The following is a 21,894-nucleotide window of genomic DNA, read 5'->3' on the forward strand; positions in this document are numbered from 1 at the left end:
AATTCAACGCAAAACCCGTTTTGCGCCCGTGTAATGGTCCCGCCAGTAGGCCCCGTCCAACGAATCCAGGCGCACCGTCCCGCCGGTGCTGGGGGCGTGCACGAAACGGCCTTCGCCGACGTAAATGCCGACGTGCGTCACATTGCCCGCGCTGCCGAAGAACACCAGGTCGCCGGTGCTCAGGCGCTGCGGGTCGATCCGCGGCCCCTGCACCGCGGCCAGCTCGCGCGAGGTGCGCGGCAGCCGCAGGTCGAGCATGTCGCGATAGACGTAGGCGACCAGGCCGCTGCAGTCGAACCCGGACTCGGGGGTGTTGCCGCCGTAGCGGTAGGGCGTGCCGACCAGGCCCAGCGCGCGCATCAGCACCGCATTGGCCGCGACCGGGTCGGCAGGCGCCACCTGCGGCCACTCGCGCACCGTCACCGGTGCCGGCCGGGTGTGGCGGACCTCGTGGCGTCCGCAGGCCGCCAGCGCGGCGGTGCACAGCAGCGGAAGCCACCACGGGAACGCGCGGCGGCCGCGCGGCGAAACTGGCGTGTTGTGCATGGAGCCGGGATAATGCGCGACCTCAGAAGGCCGCCATGATGGCGGCGCTCCCGGCGGCCGACAAGCCGCCCATCCCGTCTGCCCCCGGCAGCCACAGCGCAGAGTGCACATGAAGATCGAAAAAGACCGCGTCGTCCGTTTCCACTACACCGTTTCGGAAGTCGGTCAAGAACCGATCGAAAGCTCCAAGGACCGCGATCCGCTGGTGATCCTGGTCGGCCACGGCAACATCATCCCGGGCCTGGAGAACGCGATGCTGGACAAGGCCGCCGGCGACAGCTTCGGCGTCGACGTGGCCGCCAAGGACGCCTACGGCGAATACCGCGAGGGCCTGAGCCAGCGCGTGCCGAAGAAGCATTTCGGCGCGGCCAAGCTGCAGCCGGGCAGCCAGGTGGTGCTGCAGACCAACTTCGGCCCGCGCGCGGTGACCGTGCAGAAGGTCGGCATGAGCGTGGTCGACGTCGACCTCAACCACCCGATGGCCGGCAAGGACCTGCACTTCGACGTGGAGATCGTCGACGTGCGCGAGGCCAGCGCCGAAGAGATCGAGCACGGCCACGTGCACGGCGACGGCGGCCACCACCACTGATTGCGTTGGCGGCGGTGCCGGTCGCGCCGGTGCCGCCGGCCCTGGCGCCGCGCGCAGCGGCGCCGTCGCGCCGCCGCGGACGCCGGCGGCCCTCCTGATCGCGGCGAGGGGACATTCGCCGGCCTTCCGCCCGGTGCCCGCCTTGGCTTCCTCCGCCCGCCTGTTGCAGCCCGTCGCGCCCGCCGAGCGCATCGCCACGCTGGACGTGCTGCGCGGCTTCGCCCTGCTGGGCATCCTGCTGATGAACATCGAGGGCTTCGTCGGTCCGCTGGACGCGGCGCTGACCGGCCTGGATCCGGCGCTGCGCGGCGCCGACCGCATCGCCGACGCACTGGTCTACATCCTGGTGCAGGGCAAGTTCTACACCTTGTTCTCGCTGCTGTTCGGCATGGGCTTTGCGGTGATGGCGCAGCGCGCCGAGACCGCGCGGCGGCCGTTCGGCGGGTTCTTCCTGCGCCGCAGCGCGGGGCTGTTGCTGATCGGCCTGCTGCACGCGCTGCTGCTGTGGTCCGGCGACATCCTGGTCAGTTATGCGCTGCTGGCGTTCATGCTGCTGGCGTTCCGCGAGGCGCCCACGCGCTGGCTGCCGGGGATGGCGCTGGCGGTGTATCTGTTCGCGCCGGCGCTGTGGCTGCTGATCGGCGCGGTGGCGTCGGCGGCGCAGGCCGATCCGCACGCTGCGGCGCAGTGGCAGCGCGACATGGCCGAGCAGGCGCAGCACAGCGCTGCGGCGCTGGCGCAGCAGCGCGAGGTATTCGGCCACGGCAGCTATGTCCAGGCCACCGCGCAACGCGCGCGCGACCTGGCCGAATCGCTGAGCGGGCTGCTGTTCAATGCGCCGAGCATCTTCGGCATGTTCCTGCTCGGCGCCTGGTGCGTACGCAGCGGCCTGGCCGCGCACCCGCAGCGCTTTCCGCGGCTGCTCGCCTCGCTGCGCTGGGGCGTGCTGCCGCTGGGCCTGGCGCTGATGCTGCTGAGCTTCCGGCTGGAGCCGTGGATGGACCCGGCACGGCTGGATCTGCGCCTGACCTGCGCCTACGCCCTGGCCAGCATCGCCAGCGGCCTGATGGCGCTGGGCTATGCGGCCTGGCTGGTGCGCGCCGCGCCCGCGCTGCAGTGGCTGGCTCCGGCCGGGCGCATGGCGCTGAGCAACTACCTGCTGCAGTCGCTGGTCTGCACCACGCTGTTCTACGGCTATGGCTTCGGCAACTTCGAGCGCTTGCCGCGTGCCTGGCAGATCCCGTTCGCAATCGCGCTGTTCGCGCTGCAGGTGGTGGTGTCGCATTGGTGGTTGCAGCGGTTCCGCTTCGGCCCGGTGGAGTGGCTGTGGCGCTCGGCCAGCTATCTGCGCTGGCAGCCGATGCGCCGCGGCGCGGCCTGAGCGCAGGCGCTGCCGCGGCGTCCTCACATCTGCCGCGCGGCCGCCCATGGCATGCTCCGCGGCGACCGAGACATGCGACAGGACAGCCGATGGATGACGTGAGAGGCGGCAACACGCCCGCCAGCGATACCGCCCCCCTGCGCGCCGAGCGTGCGTCGTGAGCGGGCCGATCCGCGATTACGACCTGCTGGTACTGGGCGGCGGGTCCGGTGGCCTGGCCACTGCGTTCCGCGCCGCCAGCCACGGCGCGCGCGTGGCGATCCTGGAGCCGAACGCGCTCGGTGGCACCTGCGTCAATGTCGGTTGCGTGCCGAAGAAAGCGATGTGGCTGGCGGCGGACCTGGTCGAGCGCATCGACCTGGCGCGTGCGGTCGGTTTCGCCATTCCCGAGGCCACGCTGTCGTGGGCGGAACTGGTGGCGCATCGTCAGGGCTACATCGGCAACATCCACGCCAGCTACCGGCGGCGCCTGGATGCCGATGGCGTGGTGCTGATTCCGCGGCGCGGCCGGCTGGTCGATGCGCACACCGTCGAATGCGACGACGGCGTGCGGGTCAGCGCCAACCACGTGGTGATCGCCACCGGCGCGCATCCGTTGCGGCCGCAGATCGAAGGCGCCGACCTGGGCCTGGTCTCGGACGACTTCTTCAACCTGTGCGAGGCGCCGCCGCGGGTGGCGATCGTCGGCGGTGGCTACATCGCGGTGGAACTGGCCGGGCTGCTGCAGGCGCTGGGCAGCCGGGTGGAGCTGTACGTGCAGGGCGAGCGCCTGCTGGAGCGGTTCGACGCGGAACTGGCGCGGCAGCTCGCCGACAACCTTCGCCACCAGGGCGTGCGCCTGCATTTCGGCTACCGCGCCAGCGCCCTGCGCCGCAGCGGCGAGGGCCTGTGCGTGGTCGATGCGCAGGGACGGCCGGGCGACAGCGTCGACAAGGCGTTCTTCGCGATCGGGCGCCGCCCCAATACCCGCGACCTGGGCCTGGAAGCGCTGGGCGTGCGCCTGGGCGACAAGCACGAGATCGTGGTGGACGATTACCAGAACACCGACGTGCCGGGGCTGTATGCGATCGGCGACGTGGCCGGCAAGGTCGGCCTGACTCCGGTGGCGATCGCCGCCGGGCGCAAGCTGATGGACCGCGTGTTCGGCGGCCGGCCGCAGGCGCGGCTGGACTACGAGAACGTGCCCAGCGTGGTTTTCTCGCACCCGCCGCTGGGCCAGGTGGGGCTGGGCGAGGAGCAGGCGCGCGAGCGCTATGGCGCCGACGCGGTGACCGTGTACCGCAGCAACTTCCGGCCGATGCTGCAGGCGCTGGCCGACTCGCCGCAGCGCAGCCTGTTCAAGCTGGTGTGCGTCGGCACCGACGAGCGCGTGGTCGGCGTCCACCTGCTGGGCGATGGCGCCGATGAGATCCTGCAGGGATTCGCGGTGGCGTTGAAGCTGGGCGTGACCAAGCAGCAACTGGAGGACACCGTGGCGATCCATCCGACCTCGGCCGAGGAAGTGGTGCTGATGCGCTGAGAGAAAGCGGCGATCCGACGGCTGGCCGGCCGTCGCGCCGTAGAATGGCGGCATGCACGTGTTCTCTCCTCCTTGCCGCGGCGCTGCGCGATGAGCGCGCCCGGCACCTCCGCCAGCGTCGCTCCCGCCGCCACACAGGCCAGCCTCGGCGGGGTACTGCTCGCCGCGGGCGGCGCGATCGCGTTTTCCGGCAAGGCCATCATCGTCAAGCTCGGCTACCGCTATGGTGTCGATGCGGTGACCCTGCTGGCCTTGCGCATGCTGGTGGCGCTGCCGTGCTTCGCGGCGATGGCGCTGTGGGCGGCGCGGCGCGCGCCGCCGCTGCAGCCCGGCGACCGCTGGCGGATCGTCGCGCTGGGCGTGCTCGGCTACTACCTGGCCAGCTTCCTGGATTTCCTCGGCCTGGCCTACATCACCGCGACCCTGGAGCGGCTGATCCTCTATCTCACCCCGACCCTGGTGCTGCTGATCGGCGTGCTGCTGTGGCGGCGACGGCCGCAGCGACGCCAGCTGTGGGCGCTGGCGTTGAGCTACCTGGGCGTGCTGCTGGCGTTCGGCCACGACCTGCGCATCGGCGGCGCGCGCACCGCCTGGGGCAGCCTGCTGGTGTTCGGCAGCGCGCTGGCCTATGCGGCCTACCTGGTCGGCAGCGGCCAACTGGTGGCGCGGGTCGGCGCGGTGCGGCTGACCGCCTACGCCAGCCTGGTCGCCTGCGCGCTGTGCATCGCCCAGTTCCTGCTGCTGCGGCCGCTGCAGGCGCTGGCCTTGCCGGCACCCGTGTACGCGCTGTCGCTGCTCAATGGCACGCTGTGCACCGCGGTGCCGGTGCTGGCGACGATGCTGGCGGTGCAGCGGATCGGTTCGGCGCTGGCGTCGCAGATCGGCATGCTCGGCCCGGTCTCCACCATCGTGCTCAGCGTGCTGCTGCTGGGCGAGGCGATGGGGCCGTGGCAGATCGCCGGCACCGTGCTGGTGCTGGGCGGCGTGCTGCTGGTGTCGCGGCCGGTGCGGGCGCGGCCGGCGGCATGAGTCCACGACGGCCGCCCGCAGCGACGGCAACGGCGTCGGCCACGACGACGGCCCAGGCGCACGCGCGGATCCTGGCGACGATCCAGGCGATCCCGCCGGGCCAGGTGCGCGGCTATGGCGAGGTGGCGATGCTGGCCGGGTTGCCGGGGCGCGCGCGCCTGGTCGCACGCCTGCTCGGCGGCAACACCGACGCCGCGCTGCCCTGGCACCGGGTGCTGCGCAGCGACGGCCGCATCGCGTTTCCGGAAGGCTCGCGTGGCTATCGCGAACAATGCCAGCGCCTGCGCGCCGAAGGCGTAGCGGTGCAGGGCGGACGGGTGAAGCGTGCGCCGGCGCCGGTGCGCGATCTCGATGCCGAGATGTGGGGGCCGTGGTAACGAGGCCCACGAGAACTGCGGCGGCCGGTGTCTCAACGAGCAGAAGAGGTCGGCTGTGATTGGCTTGGCCCCTCTCCCTCCAGGGCGAAAGGGCACGGCGTGCGCGCCACTGGCGCGCGTGCCCTGGAGCGCCCGCGCCGCAAGCGCGGGCCGGGGCGCGGAGCGGGGGTTGGGTGAGGGTCGGGGCGCGAAGCGCACGCGGTATTTCAACTGCACGAGGCTGCGCCCGTACCCTCATCCGCCCCTTCGGGGCTCCTCCCCCCGGGGGAGAGGGGTTGGGGTGAGGGCAGGGCGCGAAGCGCATGCGATGTTTCAACTGCGCGAGGCTGCGCCCGTACCCTCATCCGCCCCTTCGGGGCACCTTCCCCCAAAAAGGGGGCCATGGTCCCGGGGGGAGAAGGGGTGCAGGCCCCTCTCCCTCCGGGAGAGGGGTTGGGGTGAGGGTCGGGGCGCGAAGCGCATGCGGTGTTTCAACTGCACGAGGCTGCGCCCCGAACACCATCCGCCCTTCGGCGCACCGCACTGGTGATGGTGCTTGGAAGAGAGGGCTTGGTCCTTGTGGGAGGGACTTCAGTCCCGACGCTCTTTGCGCAGCCTGCGGGTTGGCCGGTGTCGTTCGTCGCGGCTGAAGTCGCTCTTACAAACATTATCGAGAAGGGTGTGGCGGTTCCCCCGGGGGGCGATCGCAGTCGAGGCGCCGGATGCCGCCGCGTCGGTTGGAGTGCAGTCTCCGGCGAGCGGCTATGATGGGGGCAGTTGCCACGGACCCGACCATGTTCCCCAGACTTCCGCCCGTCACCCAAGCGCTGCTGATCGGCAACGTCGTGGTGTTCCTGCTGCAGATGTTGCTCGGCACGGACACGTTCTCGCCCTTCATGCTGTGGCCGATCGGCGCCTTCGATGCGTTCTCGCCCGGGCAGAATTTCCAGCTCTGGCAGTTGCTGACCTATGGCTTCCTGCACGGCAGCTTCTCGCATCTGCTGTTCAACATGCTGGCGCTGTACATGTTCGGCGGGCCGCTGGAACAGACCTGGGGCAACAAGCGCTTCCTGACCTACTACCTGGTGTGCGTGGTCGGTGCCGGCCTGTGCCAGTTGCTGGTCGGCTGGTGGATGCTCAGCAACGGCAACGAGCCATATCCGACCCTGGGCGCCTCCGGCGGCATCTTCGGCCTGCTGCTGGCGTTCGGCATGCTGTTTCCGAACCAGCGGGTGATGCTGCTGTTCCCGCCGATCCCGATGAAGGCGCGCACCTTCGTCATCGTGTTCGGCGCGCTGGAACTGCTGATGGGCTTCACCGGCTGGCAGCCGGGCGTGGCGCATTTCGCGCATCTGGGCGGCATGCTGTTCGGCTGGCTGATGATCCGCTACTGGCGCGGCCAGCCGCCGTTCGGCAAGCGCAAGCCGCCGCGTCCGCGCATCGTGCGCTGAGCGCAGCGTGCTGGCGGACATCTATACCGTAGCTTTGGCGCGGATGGATAAGTAGTTCGTGTCTGCTGGCTTTAGATTATTGGTGGGTTATGAAAGGAAGCGTTTATGTACTGAAAAACGCGTCGCTTGGACCGAACGTGCTAAAGATTGGTATGACTTTACGCGAGCCGGGGGTTCGGGCGAAAGAATTTTATGCTGGATCAAGCGGTGTGCCAAAAGCTTTTGATCTAGTGTGCTCAGTCCTGGTGGGGAATTGTAGGGAGGCTGAGCGCCGAATCCATAAACGACTTGCAAGCTATCGCATAAACTCGCGTCGTGAATTCTTTCGTGTTCCTCCCCAGGTTGCGGCTGATTTTGTTTTTACTATCTGTTGTGAAATCAATGCGGAGCTCGGTCTTTCATTGCCGGTACGTCATGATCATGTAGAAAACAAATTGGGCTGCGCGGGTGGGCAGCGGCTACCGCCAGGGGCTGAGAGCAGTAGTGATCAAGTTCCTAGTGTGCTTTTTAAAATTCCGTTGAGTCAGTTGCAAGAATTTCCGATTGGAAATTGTACTCTTACGCGGGAACAAAAATTTCGTGCCGATGTATTGGATGGCATTTTTCCAACTAGCTTTTTCGGCGGTGAATCTACTAGTGATTCTCTGTTGCGTGATATGAATCCTGAGCGGGAACTTCGGGTCATGGAGCATATTGCCAAGGCGTTCTTGTCGATTGATCAGCTCGCGATTGCTAGCAAAGAAGCGCAAGTGGAGGCGTTCCATCTTTTGCTGGAGCGGTCGTGTAAGCCATCCGCTGAGGTCCTTGATTCTTTTCGGCTCAAGAATTTAACGAGGGCAATGGCCAAAAACCTTCTGGCGAGTTATGAGCTCAAGCCTTATCCATTGATCGTATGGGTAGGGAAATAGCCTTCGTTGTCTCGAGTTAGGGCGGATTGATTGCAATTGCTTACAGCGCAGTAGTGTTCGTATAGGTCGCAAACGCAAGACGGCGCGGTTGCCCGCGCCGTCTTGCTGTGCGTGCCTGGCCGGCGGCTAGCGCCGGCAGCGGCTCACGGCCACAGGTGGATCTGCTCGGCCTCGCTGCGGACCATCGGCTGGCCCGGCTTGCAGGTGAAGGTCGCGGCGAAGGCGGGCAGGTTGGCCAACGCGCCGTTGGTGCGCCAGCGGCCGGGCGCGTGCACGTCGGCGGTGACCCGCTGCACGGCTTCGTTCGGCGACAGCTGCTGCGCCCACAGGCCGGCCCAGGCCTTGTAGAACGCCTGCTTGCCGGCCTCGCTGGCGCTCGGCTGCGCGGCGCCGTAGGCCTGCCAGGCCAGTTCGACGCTGCCGATGTCGGTCAGGTCCTCGTCCTGGGTCAACGGGCCATTGACCTTGGCCCCCTTCACGCCGGGGAAGTCGTAGGCGCCGTACTGCGCGGCGGTGCGGGCGGCCAGCGCGTTCCAGGCGCTCTTGTCCTCCGGGGTCCACCAGTTGCGCAACTGGCCCTGCGCGTCGACCTGGCTGCCCTTGTTGTCGATGGCGCCGATCAGTTCGTGCGCGACCATCGCGCCGTAGGCGCCGTACAGCGCCGCGGCGTCGCCGCCGGCCGCGTACACCGGCGGCTGCAGCACCGCGGCGGTGACGATCAGACGGTTCTGGGCGATGTCGTAGGTCAGCGCCGGCTGCTGCGGCAGCACGTCCCAGCGGCGGTCGGCGTTGCCCTTGCCGATGCGCTTCATCTCCTCGCGGTGACGCCAGGTGGAGGCGATCAGCATGTTGCCGCCGAAGCTGCCGCGGCCCATCGGCTGCAGGGTGTAGTCGAGGTCGCGGCGCGGCGCGCCGACTTCGATCTTCAGCGCGGCCAGCTTGGCCTGCGCCTCGGTGCGCGCCGGCTCGCTCAGCCAGGTGCTGCGCTTGACCGCGGCGATCTGCGCGTCGCGCACCTGGTCGGCGATGGTCTCGGCCTGGCGGCGGGTGTCGGCCGACAGGTAGCGGGCCACGTACTCGCGGCCCAGCATCGGGCCGGCGGCGACGTTGATCGCGTCCAGCACCTGCGCCCAGCGCGGCGGCGGCGCGACCTGGCCCTGCAGCACGCGGCCGCGGAACTCGAAGCTGGCGTCGCGGAAGCTCTTGGACAGGTACGGCGCCATCGCATCGCCCACGCGCCAGCGCAGGTAGGCCTTCCACTGCTCGGGCTTGATGCTGACGATCATGCCGTCGAGCTGCTTGAACATGTCCGGGTCGGCCATCGACACCAGGTCGTCGTTGACGCCCTGCGCCTTGAGGAAGGCGTCGAGCTGCAGGTTGCGGTACTGCTTGTTCAACTCCTTGGTCGAGATCGGCGCGTAGTTGTTGAACGGGTTGTTGATGCCGGCCAGCGACTTGGCGCTGCGCGCCAGCGCGGTCTCGATCTGCAGCACCGACTGGGTGTCGGCCTCGAGCCGGTCGGCCGGGGTACCGGTCAGGGTCAGGATCTGCTTGACGTAGGTGCGGTAGCGGCCCATCAGCGCCAGGGTGTCGGCGTCGGTGCGGGTGTAGAAGGCCGGGTCGGGCAGGCCCATGCCGCCCTGCATGAAGTAGCCGATGTGGCGGTCCAGCGCCTTCAGGTCGACGTCGGCACCGAAGTTGAACGCGACCGGGATGCCGATCTGGTGCAGCGCGGCGATCGAGGCCGGCACGTCCTTGGCCTTCTTGATCGCGTCGATGCGGCCGAGCAGCGGCGCGATCGGGTTGGAGCCGTCCTTCTCCACCGCGGCCTCGTCCAGGCCGCTGGCCCAGAAGTCGCCCAGCGCCTTCTGCACCGCGTTCTGCGGCGACTGCATGGACGCGTCGAGCAGGTCGCGCTGCTGTTGCTGCGCGCGCTCGGCGAGCTGGCCCAGCGCGGTGACCGCACCGGTCTGCGGCACCGGGTTCTGCTTCAGCCAGTCGGCGTTGGCGTCGTCGTAGAAATCGCTGCAGGCGGCGCTGATCGGCGGCGCCTTGGGCGTGGCGGCGCGCTTCTTCTTGGGCGCGGCGTCGGCGGCCGAGGCGAGGGCGATCAGGCCGAGGGCGACGGCGAGGGCAAGCGGACGGGCATTGGGCATCGGGAACGCATCCGGTCAGGATTAAAGTCGGCGGAGTTTAACAAGCCGCGGTGTGCAACTGTGGCGATGACGCGCGTCCATCGCCCAACCGGATTCAGCGAGCGGCGTCGGTGACCACGGGCGTCGGTGGCCGGGCAGGGCGTTCGGCATCGCCGGCGCTGACGGCGGCCGGCAGCCACGCAACAAAAAGGCCCGGACATGCCGGGCCTTTTCGCGAGACGGCGGTGACGCTGCCGCTTACCAGATCACCACGCGCTTGTCGCCGCTGCGCACCATCGGCGCGCCCGGCTTGCACTGGAACGCGGTGGCGAAGGCCTCCAGGTTCGACGGCGCGCCGATCGCGCGGAACTGCGCCGGGGCGTGCGGGTCGGTGGTCAGGCGCACCATCGCGTTCTGCGGGGTGTACTTGGTGCGCCACACGGTGGCCCAGTTGATGAAGAAGTTCTGGTCGCGGGTCATGCCGCCGACCTTCGGGTCGTCCTTGCCCTCGGTGGCCTTCTTCATGGCGTCGTAGGCGGTGGTGATGCCGCCCAGGTCGGCGATGTTCTCGCCCAGGGTCAGCTTGCCGTTGACGTGCTTGCCGTCGACTTCGTAGCCGTCGAACTGCTGGACCAGCTTGCCGGTGAGCGCGGAGAACTTCTTGGCGTCGGCCGGGGTCCACCAGTTCTCGAAGTTGCCGGTGGGCCCGAAGCGCGCGCCCTGGTCGTCGTAGCCGTGGGTCATCTCGTGGCCGATCACCGCGCCGATGCCGCCGTAGTTGAACGCGTCGTCGGCCTTCGGATCGAAGAACGGCGGCTGCAGGATCGCCGCCGGGAACACGATCTCGTTCTGCAGCGGGTTGTAGTAGGCGTTGACCGTCTGCGGGGTCATGCCCCATTCGGTCTTGTCCACCGGCTTGCCGATCTTGCTCAGGTTGTACTTGTAGTTGAACGCGGTGGCGGCGCGCACGTTGTCCAGGTAGCTGTCGCGCTTGGTGGTCAGGCTGCTGTAGTCGCGCCACTTGTCCGGGTAGCCGATCTTCGGGGTGAAGGTCTTCCACTTCTCCAGGGCCTTGGCCTTGGTCTCGTCGCTCATCCAGGTCAGCTTCTCCAGGCGCGCCTTCAGCGCCTGGCTCAGGTTCTGCACCAACTGCTGCATCTTGGCCTTGTCGTCGGCCGAGAAGGCGACCTTGACGTACATCTGGCCCATCGCCTCGCCGGCGCCGTTCTCGATGCTGCCGAGCACGCGCTTCCAGCGCGGCTTCATCTCGGCCTGGCCGTTGAGCTCCTTGCCGTAGAAGGCGAAGTTCTCCTGCGCGAAGGCATCGCTCAGGTACGGCGAGGCGCTGTCCACGGTGTGGAAGCGCAGGTAGGCACGCCACACCGACGGGTCGGTGTCGCCCAGCGCCTTGCTCACTTCCTGATGGAACGCCGGGATCGCCAGCGAGAACTTCTCCGGCACGGCCACGCCCTGCGACTCGAAGAACTTGGTCCAGGGGAAGTTCGGGGTCAGCTTGTCGGCCTCGGCCGGGGTGACCGGGTTGTAGGCCAGTTCGGCGTCGCGCGAGAGCTGCTCGCTGGACTTGGACACCTTGGCCAGGCGGGTTTCCAGCGCCACCACGTCCTGCGCCTGCTTGGCCGCATCGGCGGCCGGCACGCCGGCCAGTTCCAGCACCTTGGCCACGTGCGCCTGGTAGGCCTTGAGCTTGTCCTGCTTGTCGGCATCGACGTAGTAGCTGCGGTCGGGCAGGCCCAGGCCGCCCTGCATGGCGTAGGCCATGTTCATCGTCGAGTTCTTGAAGTCGGCCTCGGCACCGAAGCCGAACAGGCCGTTCTCGCCCTTGGCCGCGCTCTGGCGCAGGTACTCGGCGATCGCCGGGCCATCCTTGAGGCCGTCGATCGCGGCCAGGTCGGCCTTCAGCGGCTCGATGCCCTGGGCGTTGATCTTGGCTTCGTCCATGCCCGAGGACCAGAAGTCGCCGACGATCTTTTCCACGCCCTGCGGGTTGGCGGCAGAGGCGGCCTGTTCGGCCAGCTGGTGCTGCACGGCCACCGAGCGCTCGTCCAGGATCGAGAACGCGCCCCAGCTGCTGCGGTCCTTGGGAATTTCGTTGGCGGCCAGCCACTTGCCGTTGACGTAGCCGTTGAAGTCGTCGCAGGCGTTCTTGCTGGCGTCCAGGTCGTCGACGTTGAACGCGTTGTAGGCCGGCAGCTTGCTGGTGTCGAGCTTGAGCTCGGTCGACGCCGCGGCCGGGGCGGCGGCCGGCGCGGGCTTGGCGGCGTCGGCGGCGGGCGCGGCGCTCTCGGGCTTGTTGCAGCCGGTCAGCGCGGCGCTCACGGCCAGGGTCAACAGCAGCATCTTGGGATTGCGAAGGGTCACAGGCAGGCTCCAGGCCGACGTGGATAAAGGAATGGCCCGCACGGGCCGTGGCGAGACTCTACGCCGCCACGGGAGGTTTCAGGGGTGTCGAAGGTCATGGGCGGCTGCGCGCGTTGGGCCCTGGGACGGCCGCGTCGCCTGCCGGTCGGCAGGCCCGCCGGCGCTGGCTTACCATGCGGCCATGACCCGTGAATCGCCATGCGATGCCCTGATCGTGGGCGCCGGCCACAACGGCCTGGTCTGCGCCGCCTACCTGGCGCGGGCCGGCTGGAAGGTGACGGTGCTGGAGCGGCGTGGCGTGGTCGGCGGCGCCGCGGTGACCGAGGAATTCCACCCCGGGTTCCGCAACTCGGTGGCGTCCTACACGGTGTCGCTGCTGCAGCCCAAGGTGATCGCCGATCTCGACCTGGCCGGGCACGGCCTGCGCGTCGTGCCGCGCCGGCGCAACAACTTCCTGCCGTTGCCGGACGGTCGCTACCTGCTGACCGGCGCCGGCCACACCCAGGCCGAACTGGCCAAGTTCTCAGCGCGCGACGCCGCACGCCTGCCGGCCTACGAGGCGCGGCTGGAGGGCATCGCCGACGTGCTGCGGGCGCTGGCGCTGCAGCCGCCGCCGAACGTGACCGACGGCGGCTGGCTGCAGGCCTTGCCCGAACTGCTGCGCGCTGGCCGCCTCGGCCGTCGCCTGCACGCGCTGGACGCGGAACTGCGCCAGGACCTGCTGGACCTGTTCACCATCTCCGCCGCCGAGTATCTGCAGCGCTGGTTCGAGAGCGATGCGGCGCAGGCGCTGTTCGGCTTCGACGGCATCGTCGGCAACTACGCCAGCCCGTACACGCCGGGCTCGGCCTACGTGCTGCTGCACCACGTGTTCGGCGAGAGCAACGGGGTCAAGGGCGCCTGGGGTCATGCGCTGGGCGGCATGGGCGCGATCACCCAGGCGATGGCGCGCGCCGCGACCGCCGCCGGCGCGCAGATCCGCACCGATGCGGGCGTGCGCGAGATCCTGGTCGAGGACGGGCGCGCGGTCGGCGTGGTCACCGAGCAGGGCGAGCGGTTGCGGGCGCGGCGCGTGGTCGCCAACGTCAATCCCAAGCTGCTGTACGAACGCCTGCTCGACCCGGCACACGTGCCGGCCGCGACCCGCGCGCGCATGGCGCACTGGCGCTGCGGGTCGGGCACCTTCCGCATGAACGTGGCGCTGTCGCGCCTGCCCAGTTTCAGCGCGCTGCCGGGGCCGGGCGACCACCTCACCGCCGGCATCGTGCTGGCGCCGAGCCTGGACTACATGGACCGCGCCTATCACGACGCGCGCCGGCATGGCTGGTCGCGCGAGCCGATCGTCGAGTTGCTGATTCCCAGCACCCTGGACGATAGCCTGGCGCCACCGGGCCAGCACGTGGCCAGCCTGTTCTGCCAGCACGTGGCGCCGCAGTTGCCGGACGGGCGCAGCTGGGACGCGCACCGCGACGAGGTCGCCGAGCTGATGATCGCCACCGTCGAGCGCTACGCGCCGGGCTTCGCCGCCTCGGTGCTGGGCCGGCAGGTGCTGAGCCCGCTGGACCTGGAGCGCACCTTCGGGCTGATCGGCGGCGACATCTTCCATGGCGCGCTGAGCCTCAACCAGTTGTTCAGCGCGCGGCCGATGCTCGGCCAGGCGGCGTACCGCGGTGCGATCCCGGGCCTGTTCCTGTGCGGCTCCGGCACCCATCCCGGCGGCGGCGTGACCGGCGCGCCCGGCCACAACGCGGCGATGGCGCTGCTGCGCGGCTGAGCGGCGGTCCCGCGGCAGGGCAAAAAAAACCCTGGCATGGCGGCCAGGGCGAGGAAAGGCGCGGCGTGTGCAGCGCGCCGCGCGGGCCACGGCGGCGCGCCGTGGCGTTGTCTGCGCGCCGGGTCAGGGCGTGCCGGCCTGCGCGGATGCGCCGGCCTGCGCGCGACCGCCCAGATGCGCGTCGAAGAACGCCAGCATCCTGGTATAGAGATTGAGGTTGTGCTCTTCCTTGTAGAAGCCGTGGCCTTCGCCGGATTGCACGATCACGCCTTCGGGCGGATGCCCGGCGTCCTGCAATGCCTTGGCCAGCGCTTCGGTGTGCTCCGGCGGGCAGCGGTCGTCGCGGGCACCGGCGGCGAGGTAGATCGGCAGGGTCAGCGCCTGTACGTGATGGATCGGCGACATCCGCTCCTGCTCGGCACTGCTGCTGCCGAAGGCGCGCAGCAGGTAGCGCCTGCCGCTCTCGCTCTTGCTGGTGTCGCTGAGCCGCAGCTGGAGCTTGGCGTCGTACATGCCGACATAGCCGAACGCGCACTGGAACAGGCCCGGTGCGCGCACCGGCGCCATCATCGCCGCGTAGCCGCCGAAGCTGCCGCCGTAGATGCAGATGCGCGATTTGTCGACCAGGCCCTGCTGGATCGCGTACTGCGTACCGTCGACGATGTCGTTCATGATGCCGCCGTCCCACTGCCCGTAGGCACGGTCCATGAACGCCTTGCCGAAGCCGCCGGAGCCGCGGTAGTTGAGTTGCAATGTGGCGTAGCCGCGGCTGGCGAACAGTTGCGCCTCGGAATGGAAGCCCCAGCTGTCGCGCGGCCCCATCGGCCCGCCGTGCACGTTGACGATCAGCGGCAGATTCTTGGCCTGTGCCCCGGCCGGCACGGTGAGGTAGCCGTGGATGCGCAGGCCGTCGCGGGCGGTGAACTGGATCGGTGTGACCGTGGCCATCTTCGCCGCATCGATCCACGGCCGGCTCTTCATCAGGAAACGCGCCTTGCCGGTGGCGCGCTCGTACAGGTACAGCTCGCCGGGGTTCTGGTCGCTGCGCACGCTGACCACGATGGTGTCGCCGGTGCGGGTGGCGCTGGCGAAGTCGACGTACTGGCCGGGAAAGGCCGCCGCCAGGTTGGCGTACAGCCTCGCGTCCGGATGCGCCTCGTCGATCAGCTTGACCTGCGGCGCGCCGGCCTCGGTGACGACGGCCAGTGCGGTGTCCGAGCCGTCGGTGGCGGTGATGGTGCGCGCGACCTCGCTGGTGGCGTCCTGGAACAGCGAAACGAAACGTCCGCTCTGCGGATCCAGGTAGCCGAACGCACCGGGCGCCTTGCCGTCGTCGCGGGTGGCATAGACGCGGCCGTCGGCGGTAGACCAGGCGATGTCCAGACGCGCGCCGTCGGCCTTGCTGGCGTTGATCAGCTCCCACTTGCCGTCCTTCAGCGCGTACACCTCGCTGTGGCTGTCGTAGCCGGTGTCGTCGTCCTTGTCGCTCTGGCAGGTGGCGAAGGCGGGCTGCTTGGCGGCGTCCAGGGCGATGGAGCAGTTCGCCTTGGGCGCGCGGCCCAGCGACTTGCGCCGCCCGCTGAGGGTGTCGATCAGCACCACCTCGGTGCCGGCGCCCTCCGAGGAGCGCGGGTAGCGCACCTGCATGACCACGTTCTGCTCGTCGTCGCGCAGCGTGTCGAGTAATGAGAAGGCTTCGCGGCCCACGCTCTTGCCGCGCTGGGTGACGCCTTGCGTGCCGTATTCGATCAGGGTACGCGGCTGGCTGCCGTCGGCGTCGACCGCGAACCATTCGCCGGTGCCCATCGGCCGCTCGAACGCACCGACCTTCTTGACGGCGGTGAACAGCAGCCGCTTGCGGCCGGTCCAGTAGAACGCGCCGACGCTCTTGCCGTCGGGCAGTACATTGACCTTGATCGGCTTGAGGTCGCGCGTGCCGAGCACGGTCAGCACGTCCTGTTCGCCGCGGTCCACGGTGAGCGCGAGATACTCACCGTCCGGCGAGATCTTGACCGCACTGTAGGTGGGGCGCTTGACGAAATCCGAAATGGGCGGGGGCGCGGCCGCGGCGGCACTGCCGTGCAGGCACAGCCCCAGCGCGCAGAAAGCAACGAGTCGTTTCACGAGCATCCTTTTTGCGTGATTGCACACAGCGAGAGCCCGATGCCGGGCTCTCGCTGACCTCCAGTGCGCGTGCCGCGGCTCAGCGGAAGCGGTACTGGAACTCCGCCGCCACTTCACGGCCGTACGGGCTGTAGGCACGCCAGAAGTACGGATACGTGTTGTAGCCGCTGTCCTTCGGGTGGGTCTTGTCGAACACGTTGTTGACGTAGAAGTTGACCGTCAGCTTGTCGGTCAGCTTCTTGCCCACGTTGGCGTTCCAGATGAAGTACGGCGCGATGCGGCCGGTTTCCTGCCAGTTCGGCAGGCTGCCGTAGCGGAGCATGAACACGGCCGCCTGCCAATCGTTCCGCTGCCAGGTTGCGGTGGTGCGGATGCGGCTGCGGAAGTCGAAGTTGCTCAGGTCGTCGCGGTAGTCGAGGATCGGGTCGCCCTTGAACTCGGCCGACTTCTGCTCGAGGGTGTGCGAGTAGCCCACCTGGAAGCGGAAGTCGCCCAGCCGGTCGGTGTCCAGGCGGTAGTCCAGCGACGCGTCGATGCCCTTGGTGCCGAGGAAGGCGCGGTTGATCGGGCCGCGACGGATCTCGGTGATCTGGCCGTCGTTCGGCGTGCCCGGCGCGCTGAGGCGGGTCACCCGCGACAGCATGTCGGCGCAGAACGCCGAACCCGGCGCACCCAGGGTGAACGGGTTGCGGTTGCGGGTCAGCCCGGTCACGCAGCCGGCTTCGCCGTCGAGGATGTAGGTGGAGGTGATGTCGGCCACCACGTTTTTCAGGCGGATGTCGTAGTAGTCGGCGGTGACCGACAGGCCCTCGAGCACGTCCCACACGAAACCGGCGGTCCACGACGTGCCGGTTTCCTCGGACAGGTCGGTGGTGCCCTGGCGCACGCCGTACGCGGTGTAGTTCACCGTGGTGTCCGAGGTCGGGCACTGCGCCGCGGCGCGGCCGCTTTCCAGGCAGCGACGGGTGTCGAAAATGCTGGAGAACGAGCCGCTGCGATCGGCGAACACGTAGTGCAGGTCGGGCGCGCGGAAGCTGGTGGAGTAGGAGCCGCGCAGCAGCAGGCTGTCGAGCGGACGCCATTCCAGGCCGGCGTTCCAGGTCTTGGCGTCGTCCACCGCGGTGACGTCGTCGTACTTGTCCAGGCGCCCGGCCAGGTGCGCCTTCAGCGAACTGAGGATCGGGATCGACAGCTCCACGCCCAGCGCGTAGCGGTCGCGCTTGCCGCCGCCGCCGGTGCCGGTGAGGTTGTACGGACGGTCGGCGCCGGTGTAGTCGGGCAGGATGCGCGGGTCGGCATTGAGCTTGTACTCCTGTTGCGAGGCTTCGACGATGCCGGCGAAGCCCAGTGCGCCGGCCGGCAGTTCGAACAGGTCGCCGGAGAGGACGAAGCTGCCCTGGTTGACGTGCGAGTTGGCGTCGGTCTTGACCGTGGTGCTCAGCGCCGCGAACTGGTCCGGGGTCAGCGCGCTGTAGTAGCGCTGCTGGTTCAGGCGGTACACCGGATAGGTGGCGCCGCCGACCACGCGGGTACCCAGCTGCTGGCCCAGGAAGTAGTCGTTGACCGCCGACGCCACCAGGCGCGGCCGGTCGACCTTCACCTTGTACTCGGCGCGCGACAGGGTCAGGTCCCAGTCGAAGCGGTCGCCCCACTTGCCGCGCAGGCCGGCGGCGAAGTCGTAGGACTTCTCCTTGTTGCGCGCCATCAGGTGCTCGACGCCGCCGGCTTCCTGCGGGGCGAACACGCGCTGCGCGTCGACCAGCGCGTTGAAGCCGGGGTCGAACCACAGCGCGCCATTGGTGCGGCCGGACCAGAACTGGGTGCCCGCGGTGTACTTGGACTCGGAGGACCACGCCTGCAGGCTGGCCCAGCCCTGCATGCCGCCGTCGAAATCGAAGGTGCCGTAGGCGTAGCCGGACAGGTCGTTGTTCTCGTTGCGGATGGTCTGGTAGGCCGGGTCCTTGAACGTGCCGCAGGCCTGGCCGAGGTTGGTGATGGCACCGCTGGCGCTGGCAGTGCGGTAGTTCCAGCGCACCCACTCGTCGCCCAGCTGTTCGCACGCGCCGGCCGGCGGCGCGAAATAGGAGTTGGCGGTCGAGCCGGTGCGGCGGCGCACGCGCATGGTGCCGGTCGGCTGGATGCCGACGAAGTCCGGCGGTAACGGATTGTCCAGCGCCGAATCCATGAAGTCGCGCTGGTAGCCGTACAGCGGCTCGCCGGCGGTGTATTCGAAGGCGTAGGTCAGGCTCCAGCGGTCGCCGGTCTTGCCGCCGATCCACTGGAAGTCGCCGGTGTCGCCGCCGCCGCGGGTCAGCGTGCTGCCGCGCAGCTTGACCAGGTCGCCCTCGTAATTGGTCTTGAGGATGACGTTGACCACGCCAGCGACCGCGTCGGAGCCGTAGATGGCCGAGGCGCCGCCGGCGAGGACCTCGATGCGATCGACTGCCGCGGCCGGGATGTTGCCGAAGTTGGCGAAGTTGCTCTGGCCGTTGTACGGCAGCGGGTAGTCCGCGGCGCGGCGGCCGTTGATCAGCAGCAGGGTGCGGCCGGGGCCGAGGCCGCGCAGGTTGATCACGCTGGCGTTGGGGGTGAAGCCGCCCTGGAACAGCTCGTTCTGGGTGGAGCCGGAGGCCTGGGTGAGCGTGCTCAGCGCATCGAAGACGGTGTTGAAGCCTTCGCGCTCGATCTGGGTGGCGGAGATGATGGTGACGGGCGAGGGGCCCTCGACTTCGGTGCGCTGGATGCGCGATCCGGTGACGGTCACCTTCTCGAGGGTGCGTGCCTTGGCGCCGGTGGCCTCGGTCAGTTGTTCCGTTTCCGATTCCTCGTTCGCGGGCTGGCTTTGCGCCAGCGCCGATGCGGCGGGCAGGGCCAGAATGGCGGACACAGCAACGACCAGAAGACTCCGCTTGGGAGTCGGTGCTTTGACTGACATTGACAAATTTCCCCTAGATGCATGTGCAGTACCCGGGTCCCTTCCTGGACAGGTACGTGTAGAGAGTGTGAGGTCCGTTTCACGTTTCGTGACCGTAGCATGAACGAATCGGAAAAGTAACGAAAAATTTTCGTTACATGACATGGTTTTGAAGCGGGCCTGCTGTAGGGGCCGCCTCGACGGCTGCGCGCTGGGGTCAGGGCTGACGTAACTGCTTGTCGCGGCGGCGCTTCCATCCAGGCGAGCGGTGTTTCGCACCGCGTTCGCCCAACGTGGCGCATGCGTCAGCCACGGGCGGCAGACACCCTCGGCGTGCACGCGCATGCTGCGCTGCAGTCATAATCGGAGACCGTCGCGGGCCTGCATGCCACCGCGGCCAGCCTTCCAGGGGAGATCGGGCGCATCCATGAGCGAACAGGTTCAGCTCTACAACCAGGCCATCGCCGCGCTCAACCGCAGCGACTGGCCGCAGGCGCAGCGCATCGCGCAACATCTGCTGCAGGCCTTGCCGCAGCATCCGGGCGTGCATTTCGTCGCCGGCGTGGCGGCGCTGGAGCTGCAGCAGATGCAGGTTGCGGCCATGCACCTGCATCAGGCGGCGACCCTGAACCCCGAGCGCGCCGACTACGCGGCGCAACTGGCGCGGGTGCTGGCGATGGGGCGATTCCTGCAGGATGCGCAGCGTTTCGCCGATCATGCGATGGCCTTGCAGCCCACCGATGCGCATACCCTGGACACGCTGGGCGTGGTCTATAGCCAGGTCAACGAACATGCTGCGTCGCTGCGGGCGTTCACGCTGGCGGTGCAGGCGGCGCCGCAGCAGGCCAGCTTCCGCTACAACCTGGGCACCTCGCTGCTGTTCTCCGGGCGGCTGCAGGAGGCCGAGGCCGAATACCGCGCCTGCCTGGCGCTGGAGCCGCGCTACTGGAAGGTGTATCTGTCGCTGTCGCAGCTGCGCAAGTGGACGCCGGAAGAGAACAATCTGGCCTTGCTCGACGCCGCGCTGGCGTCGGCCGGCGACACTCCGGACGCGGTGCTGTACCTGAACCTGGCGCTGGCCAAGGAGCACGAGGACCTCGGCGACTACCGCGCGGCCTTCCGTGGTTATGTACAGGGCAAGTCGGTACACAAGCGGGCGCGCGGCTATACCTCCGAGCGCGATGCGCGCCTGTTCGACGCCCTGCATCGGACCTTCCGCGCCGACGACGCGCCGGTGGCGGGCTTCGACAGCGAGGAGCCGATCTTCGTGATCGGCATGCCGCGCAGCGGCACCACCCTGGTCGACCGGATCCTGTCCAGCCATCCGCAGGTGCACTCGGCGGGGGAGCTGCAGAACTTCTCGGTGGTGCTCAAGCGCCTGACCGGCACGCCATCGCCGGAGATCCTCGACGTCGCCACGCTCAGCCAGGTGCAGGGACTGGACTGGCGTGCGCTCGGCCGCGGCTATGTCGAATCCACGCGCCCCGGCACCGCGCTGAAGCCGCGCTTCGTGGACAAGCTGCCGCACAATTTCCTTTACGCCGGCCACATCGCGCGCGCCTTGCCGAAGGCGAAGATCGTGTGCCTGCGGCGCGATCCGATGGATACCTGCCTGAGCAACTTCCGCCAGCTGTTCGCGCTGTCCTCGCCGTACTACGACTATTCCTTCGACCTGATGGATGTCGGCCGCTACTTCCTGATGTTCGACCGGCTGATGGCGCACTGGAACGCGGTGCTGCCGCAGCGCATCCTGCAGGTCGACTACGAGGACCTGGTGACCGCGCAGGAGCCGACCACGCGCCGGTTGCTGGACTTCTGCGGCCTGCCCTGGGACGCGGCTTGCCTGCATTTCGAGCAGAACCAGGCGCCGGTGGCCACCGCCAGCGTGGTGCAGGTGCGCACGTCGATGACGCGTTCCTACATGGGCCGCTGGCAGCGCTACGGCGAGGATCTGGACGAACTCAAAGCGCTATTGTCTTCTTTCTACCCGTAACCGCTGGGCCGGCCATGCGGCCGGTCTCCACCGATCCGTCGCCGGTCGCTGTCGTATTCGACCCGCGTCCTTGCGCGTGATGCAGGCGAGGTGCGCGGCGAGGCGCGCTAGGTGCTTGTCTGCGCAGCGTTGCTGAGTGCGGCGCCGCTGCCGCCACGCGCGTGGCTGGCCTCGCCTAGTCGAGATCGGTCTGGATCCAGGTCGGCGAATGCTGGATGTCCATCGTCTGCAGGCGGCCCGGCCCCAGGTTCTCGAATCGGTGCGGCACGCCGGCGGGGCCGAAGACCACCTCGCCAGCCGCCGCCTCGAGCGTCCTGTCGCCGACGAAGAACCGTGCACGTCCGGTCAATACCACGAAGGTTTCGTCGTAGGGGTGGACATGGAGCGGCGGACCGTCGCCGATCGCCTCGGTGCCGTAGGTCAGCACGGTGACTGCGCCGCCCAGGGCGGCGCCGGCGACGACGCCGTGCCCATCCGCGGCGAAGGTGGCCGGATCGAAGTCGCGACGCGGCATGCCGGGTATCTCCATGGGAAGCATTGCGGCATCGGAGGCGTCGACGAGGATGCAGGTATCGGCGACGACGGATGCGCTGGGCGCGATTACAGCATGGGCGGCCCGCGCCGGCGGCCGCGGTGCCGGAACGCTGTCGTGCGCGAATCGCGCGCGTCTGGCGGGGGGTGGCCGATGCGTCGATGGGCAGGCTTCCGCGATTGCCGGATCGCCGAGCGGGCCGCGAATGCAAGGCAAAAAAAAGCCCACCCTTGCGGGTGGGCTTCGTGACTCCCTGCGTCCGCT

The 21,894-nt window shown here is 68.7% G+C and carries 15 protein-coding genes; 9 read left to right on the plus strand and 6 right to left on the minus strand.

The window, feature by feature from the left end; translation table 11 throughout:
• Nucleotides 1-3 precede the first annotated feature (3 nt).
• The gene (locus M3U25_RS02445; RefSeq protein ID WP_242156666.1) at nt 4-546 is read right to left on the minus strand and encodes a C40 family peptidase; all 543 of its coding nucleotides are present in this window, start codon (nt 544-546) and stop codon (nt 4-6) included.
• 109 nt (nt 547-655) lie between these two features.
• On the opposite strand from M3U25_RS02445, the gene M3U25_RS02450 reads away from it, so the two are divergent.
• The 7 genes from M3U25_RS02450 to M3U25_RS02480 all read left to right on the plus strand — a co-directional run bounded on the left by M3U25_RS02450 (nt 656) and on the right by M3U25_RS02480 (nt 7,779).
• Nucleotides 656-1,135, plus strand: a complete 480-nt coding sequence (locus M3U25_RS02450; RefSeq protein ID WP_160947964.1) for a peptidylprolyl isomerase — start codon at nt 656-658, stop codon at nt 1,133-1,135.
• 160 nt (nt 1,136-1,295) lie between these two features.
• On the plus strand, nt 1,296-2,516 hold the full coding sequence (locus M3U25_RS02455; RefSeq protein ID WP_355496331.1) for a DUF418 domain-containing protein: 1,221 nt from the start codon (nt 1,296-1,298) through the stop codon (nt 2,514-2,516).
• A 157-nt stretch (nt 2,517-2,673) separates the two neighbouring features.
• A complete protein-coding gene (gene gorA, locus M3U25_RS02460) occupies nt 2,674-4,035 on the plus strand; it encodes a glutathione-disulfide reductase (RefSeq protein ID WP_355495198.1) in 1,362 nt (453 codons plus the stop codon).
• Between the two features lie 90 nt (nt 4,036-4,125).
• A complete protein-coding gene (locus M3U25_RS02465) occupies nt 4,126-5,064 on the plus strand; it encodes a DMT family transporter (RefSeq protein WP_160947962.1) in 939 nt (312 codons plus the stop codon).
• Nucleotides 5,061-5,441, plus strand: coding sequence for an MGMT family protein (locus M3U25_RS02470; RefSeq protein WP_355495194.1), 381 nt, complete (start codon nt 5,061-5,063; stop codon nt 5,439-5,441). The genes M3U25_RS02465 and M3U25_RS02470 overlap by 4 nt, the downstream gene beginning before the upstream one ends.
• Before the next feature lie 773 nt (nt 5,442-6,214).
• Nucleotides 6,215-6,871 carry a rhomboid family intramembrane serine protease gene (locus M3U25_RS02475; RefSeq protein WP_355495191.1) on the plus strand — a complete coding sequence of 219 codons (657 nt, stop codon included), beginning with the start codon at nt 6,215-6,217 and terminating at the stop codon, nt 6,869-6,871.
• An 89-nt stretch (nt 6,872-6,960) separates the two neighbouring features.
• A complete protein-coding gene (locus tag M3U25_RS02480; protein WP_355495188.1) occupies nt 6,961-7,779 on the plus strand; it encodes a GIY-YIG nuclease family protein in 819 nt (272 codons plus the stop codon).
• Between the two features lie 143 nt (nt 7,780-7,922).
• Here the strand turns inward: M3U25_RS02480 and M3U25_RS02485 are convergent, their stop codons facing one another.
• Together M3U25_RS02485 and M3U25_RS02490 are read right to left on the minus strand one after the other, a co-directional pair.
• Nucleotides 7,923-9,935: a M13 family metallopeptidase gene (locus M3U25_RS02485; RefSeq protein ID WP_355495185.1), complete on the minus strand. Its 2,013-nt coding sequence runs from the start codon at nt 9,933-9,935 to the stop codon at nt 7,923-7,925.
• Nucleotides 9,936-10,172: 237 nt separating this feature from the next.
• Nucleotides 10,173-12,272 carry a M13-type metalloendopeptidase gene (locus tag M3U25_RS02490; protein ID WP_355496328.1) on the minus strand — a complete coding sequence of 700 codons (2,100 nt, stop codon included), beginning with the start codon at nt 12,270-12,272 and terminating at the stop codon, nt 10,173-10,175.
• Nucleotides 12,273-12,474: 202 nt separating this feature from the next.
• Between M3U25_RS02490 and M3U25_RS02495 the strand changes: the two genes are divergently transcribed.
• Nucleotides 12,475-14,067: an NAD(P)/FAD-dependent oxidoreductase gene (locus tag M3U25_RS02495; RefSeq protein WP_355495182.1), complete on the plus strand. Its 1,593-nt coding sequence runs from the start codon at nt 12,475-12,477 to the stop codon at nt 14,065-14,067.
• A 123-nt stretch (nt 14,068-14,190) separates the two neighbouring features.
• Here the strand turns inward: M3U25_RS02495 and M3U25_RS02500 are convergent, their stop codons facing one another.
• The gene (locus M3U25_RS02500) at nt 14,191-16,197 is read right to left on the minus strand and encodes a S9 family peptidase (protein ID WP_355495179.1); all 2,007 of its coding nucleotides are present in this window, start codon (nt 16,195-16,197) and stop codon (nt 14,191-14,193) included.
• A 73-nt stretch (nt 16,198-16,270) separates the two neighbouring features.
• A complete protein-coding gene (locus tag M3U25_RS02505) occupies nt 16,271-19,078 on the minus strand; it encodes a TonB-dependent receptor (RefSeq protein WP_355495176.1) in 2,808 nt (935 codons plus the stop codon).
• Between the two features lie 454 nt (nt 19,079-19,532).
• Between M3U25_RS02505 and M3U25_RS02510 the strand changes: the two genes are divergently transcribed.
• Nucleotides 19,533-21,098 carry a sulfotransferase gene (locus M3U25_RS02510; RefSeq protein ID WP_355495173.1) on the plus strand — a complete coding sequence of 522 codons (1,566 nt, stop codon included), beginning with the start codon at nt 19,533-19,535 and terminating at the stop codon, nt 21,096-21,098.
• 175 nt (nt 21,099-21,273) lie between these two features.
• On the opposite strand, the gene M3U25_RS02515 is transcribed toward M3U25_RS02510, so the two are convergent.
• Nucleotides 21,274-21,612 (minus strand): cupin domain-containing protein, encoded by a 339-nt coding sequence (locus M3U25_RS02515; protein ID WP_355495171.1) that lies wholly within the window; start codon nt 21,610-21,612, stop codon nt 21,274-21,276.
• Nucleotides 21,613-21,894 lie beyond the last annotated feature (282 nt).

This window comes from Xanthomonas sp. PPL134, assembly GCF_040595915.1.
Lineage (GTDB): Bacteria > Pseudomonadota > Gammaproteobacteria > Xanthomonadales > Xanthomonadaceae > Xanthomonas_A > Xanthomonas_A indica.

Coding starts and splice junctions, on each gene's coding strand:
- M3U25_RS02495 (WP_355495182.1), top strand. CDS start 12,475: ATGACCCGTGAATCGCCATGCGATGCCCTGATCGTGGGCGCCGGCCAC.
- M3U25_RS02475 (WP_355495191.1), top strand. CDS start 6,215: ATGTTCCCCAGACTTCCGCCCGTCACCCAAGCGCTGCTGATCGGCAAC.
- M3U25_RS02470 (WP_355495194.1), top strand. CDS start 5,061: ATGAGTCCACGACGGCCGCCCGCAGCGACGGCAACGGCGTCGGCCACG.
- M3U25_RS02490 (WP_355496328.1), bottom strand. CDS start 12,272: ATGCTGCTGTTGACCCTGGCCGTGAGCGCCGCGCTGACCGGCTGCAAC.
- M3U25_RS02445 (WP_242156666.1), bottom strand. CDS start 546: ATGCACAACACGCCAGTTTCGCCGCGCGGCCGCCGCGCGTTCCCGTGG.
- M3U25_RS02515 (WP_355495171.1), bottom strand. CDS start 21,612: ATGCCGCGTCGCGACTTCGATCCGGCCACCTTCGCCGCGGATGGGCAC.
- M3U25_RS02485 (WP_355495185.1), bottom strand. CDS start 9,935: ATGCCCAATGCCCGTCCGCTTGCCCTCGCCGTCGCCCTCGGCCTGATC.
- M3U25_RS02480 (WP_355495188.1), top strand. CDS start 6,961: ATGAAAGGAAGCGTTTATGTACTGAAAAACGCGTCGCTTGGACCGAAC.
- M3U25_RS02500 (WP_355495179.1), bottom strand. CDS start 16,197: ATGCTCGTGAAACGACTCGTTGCTTTCTGCGCGCTGGGGCTGTGCCTG.
- M3U25_RS02450 (WP_160947964.1), top strand. CDS start 656: ATGAAGATCGAAAAAGACCGCGTCGTCCGTTTCCACTACACCGTTTCG.
- M3U25_RS02465 (WP_160947962.1), top strand. CDS start 4,126: ATGAGCGCGCCCGGCACCTCCGCCAGCGTCGCTCCCGCCGCCACACAG.
- M3U25_RS02510 (WP_355495173.1), top strand. CDS start 19,533: ATGAGCGAACAGGTTCAGCTCTACAACCAGGCCATCGCCGCGCTCAAC.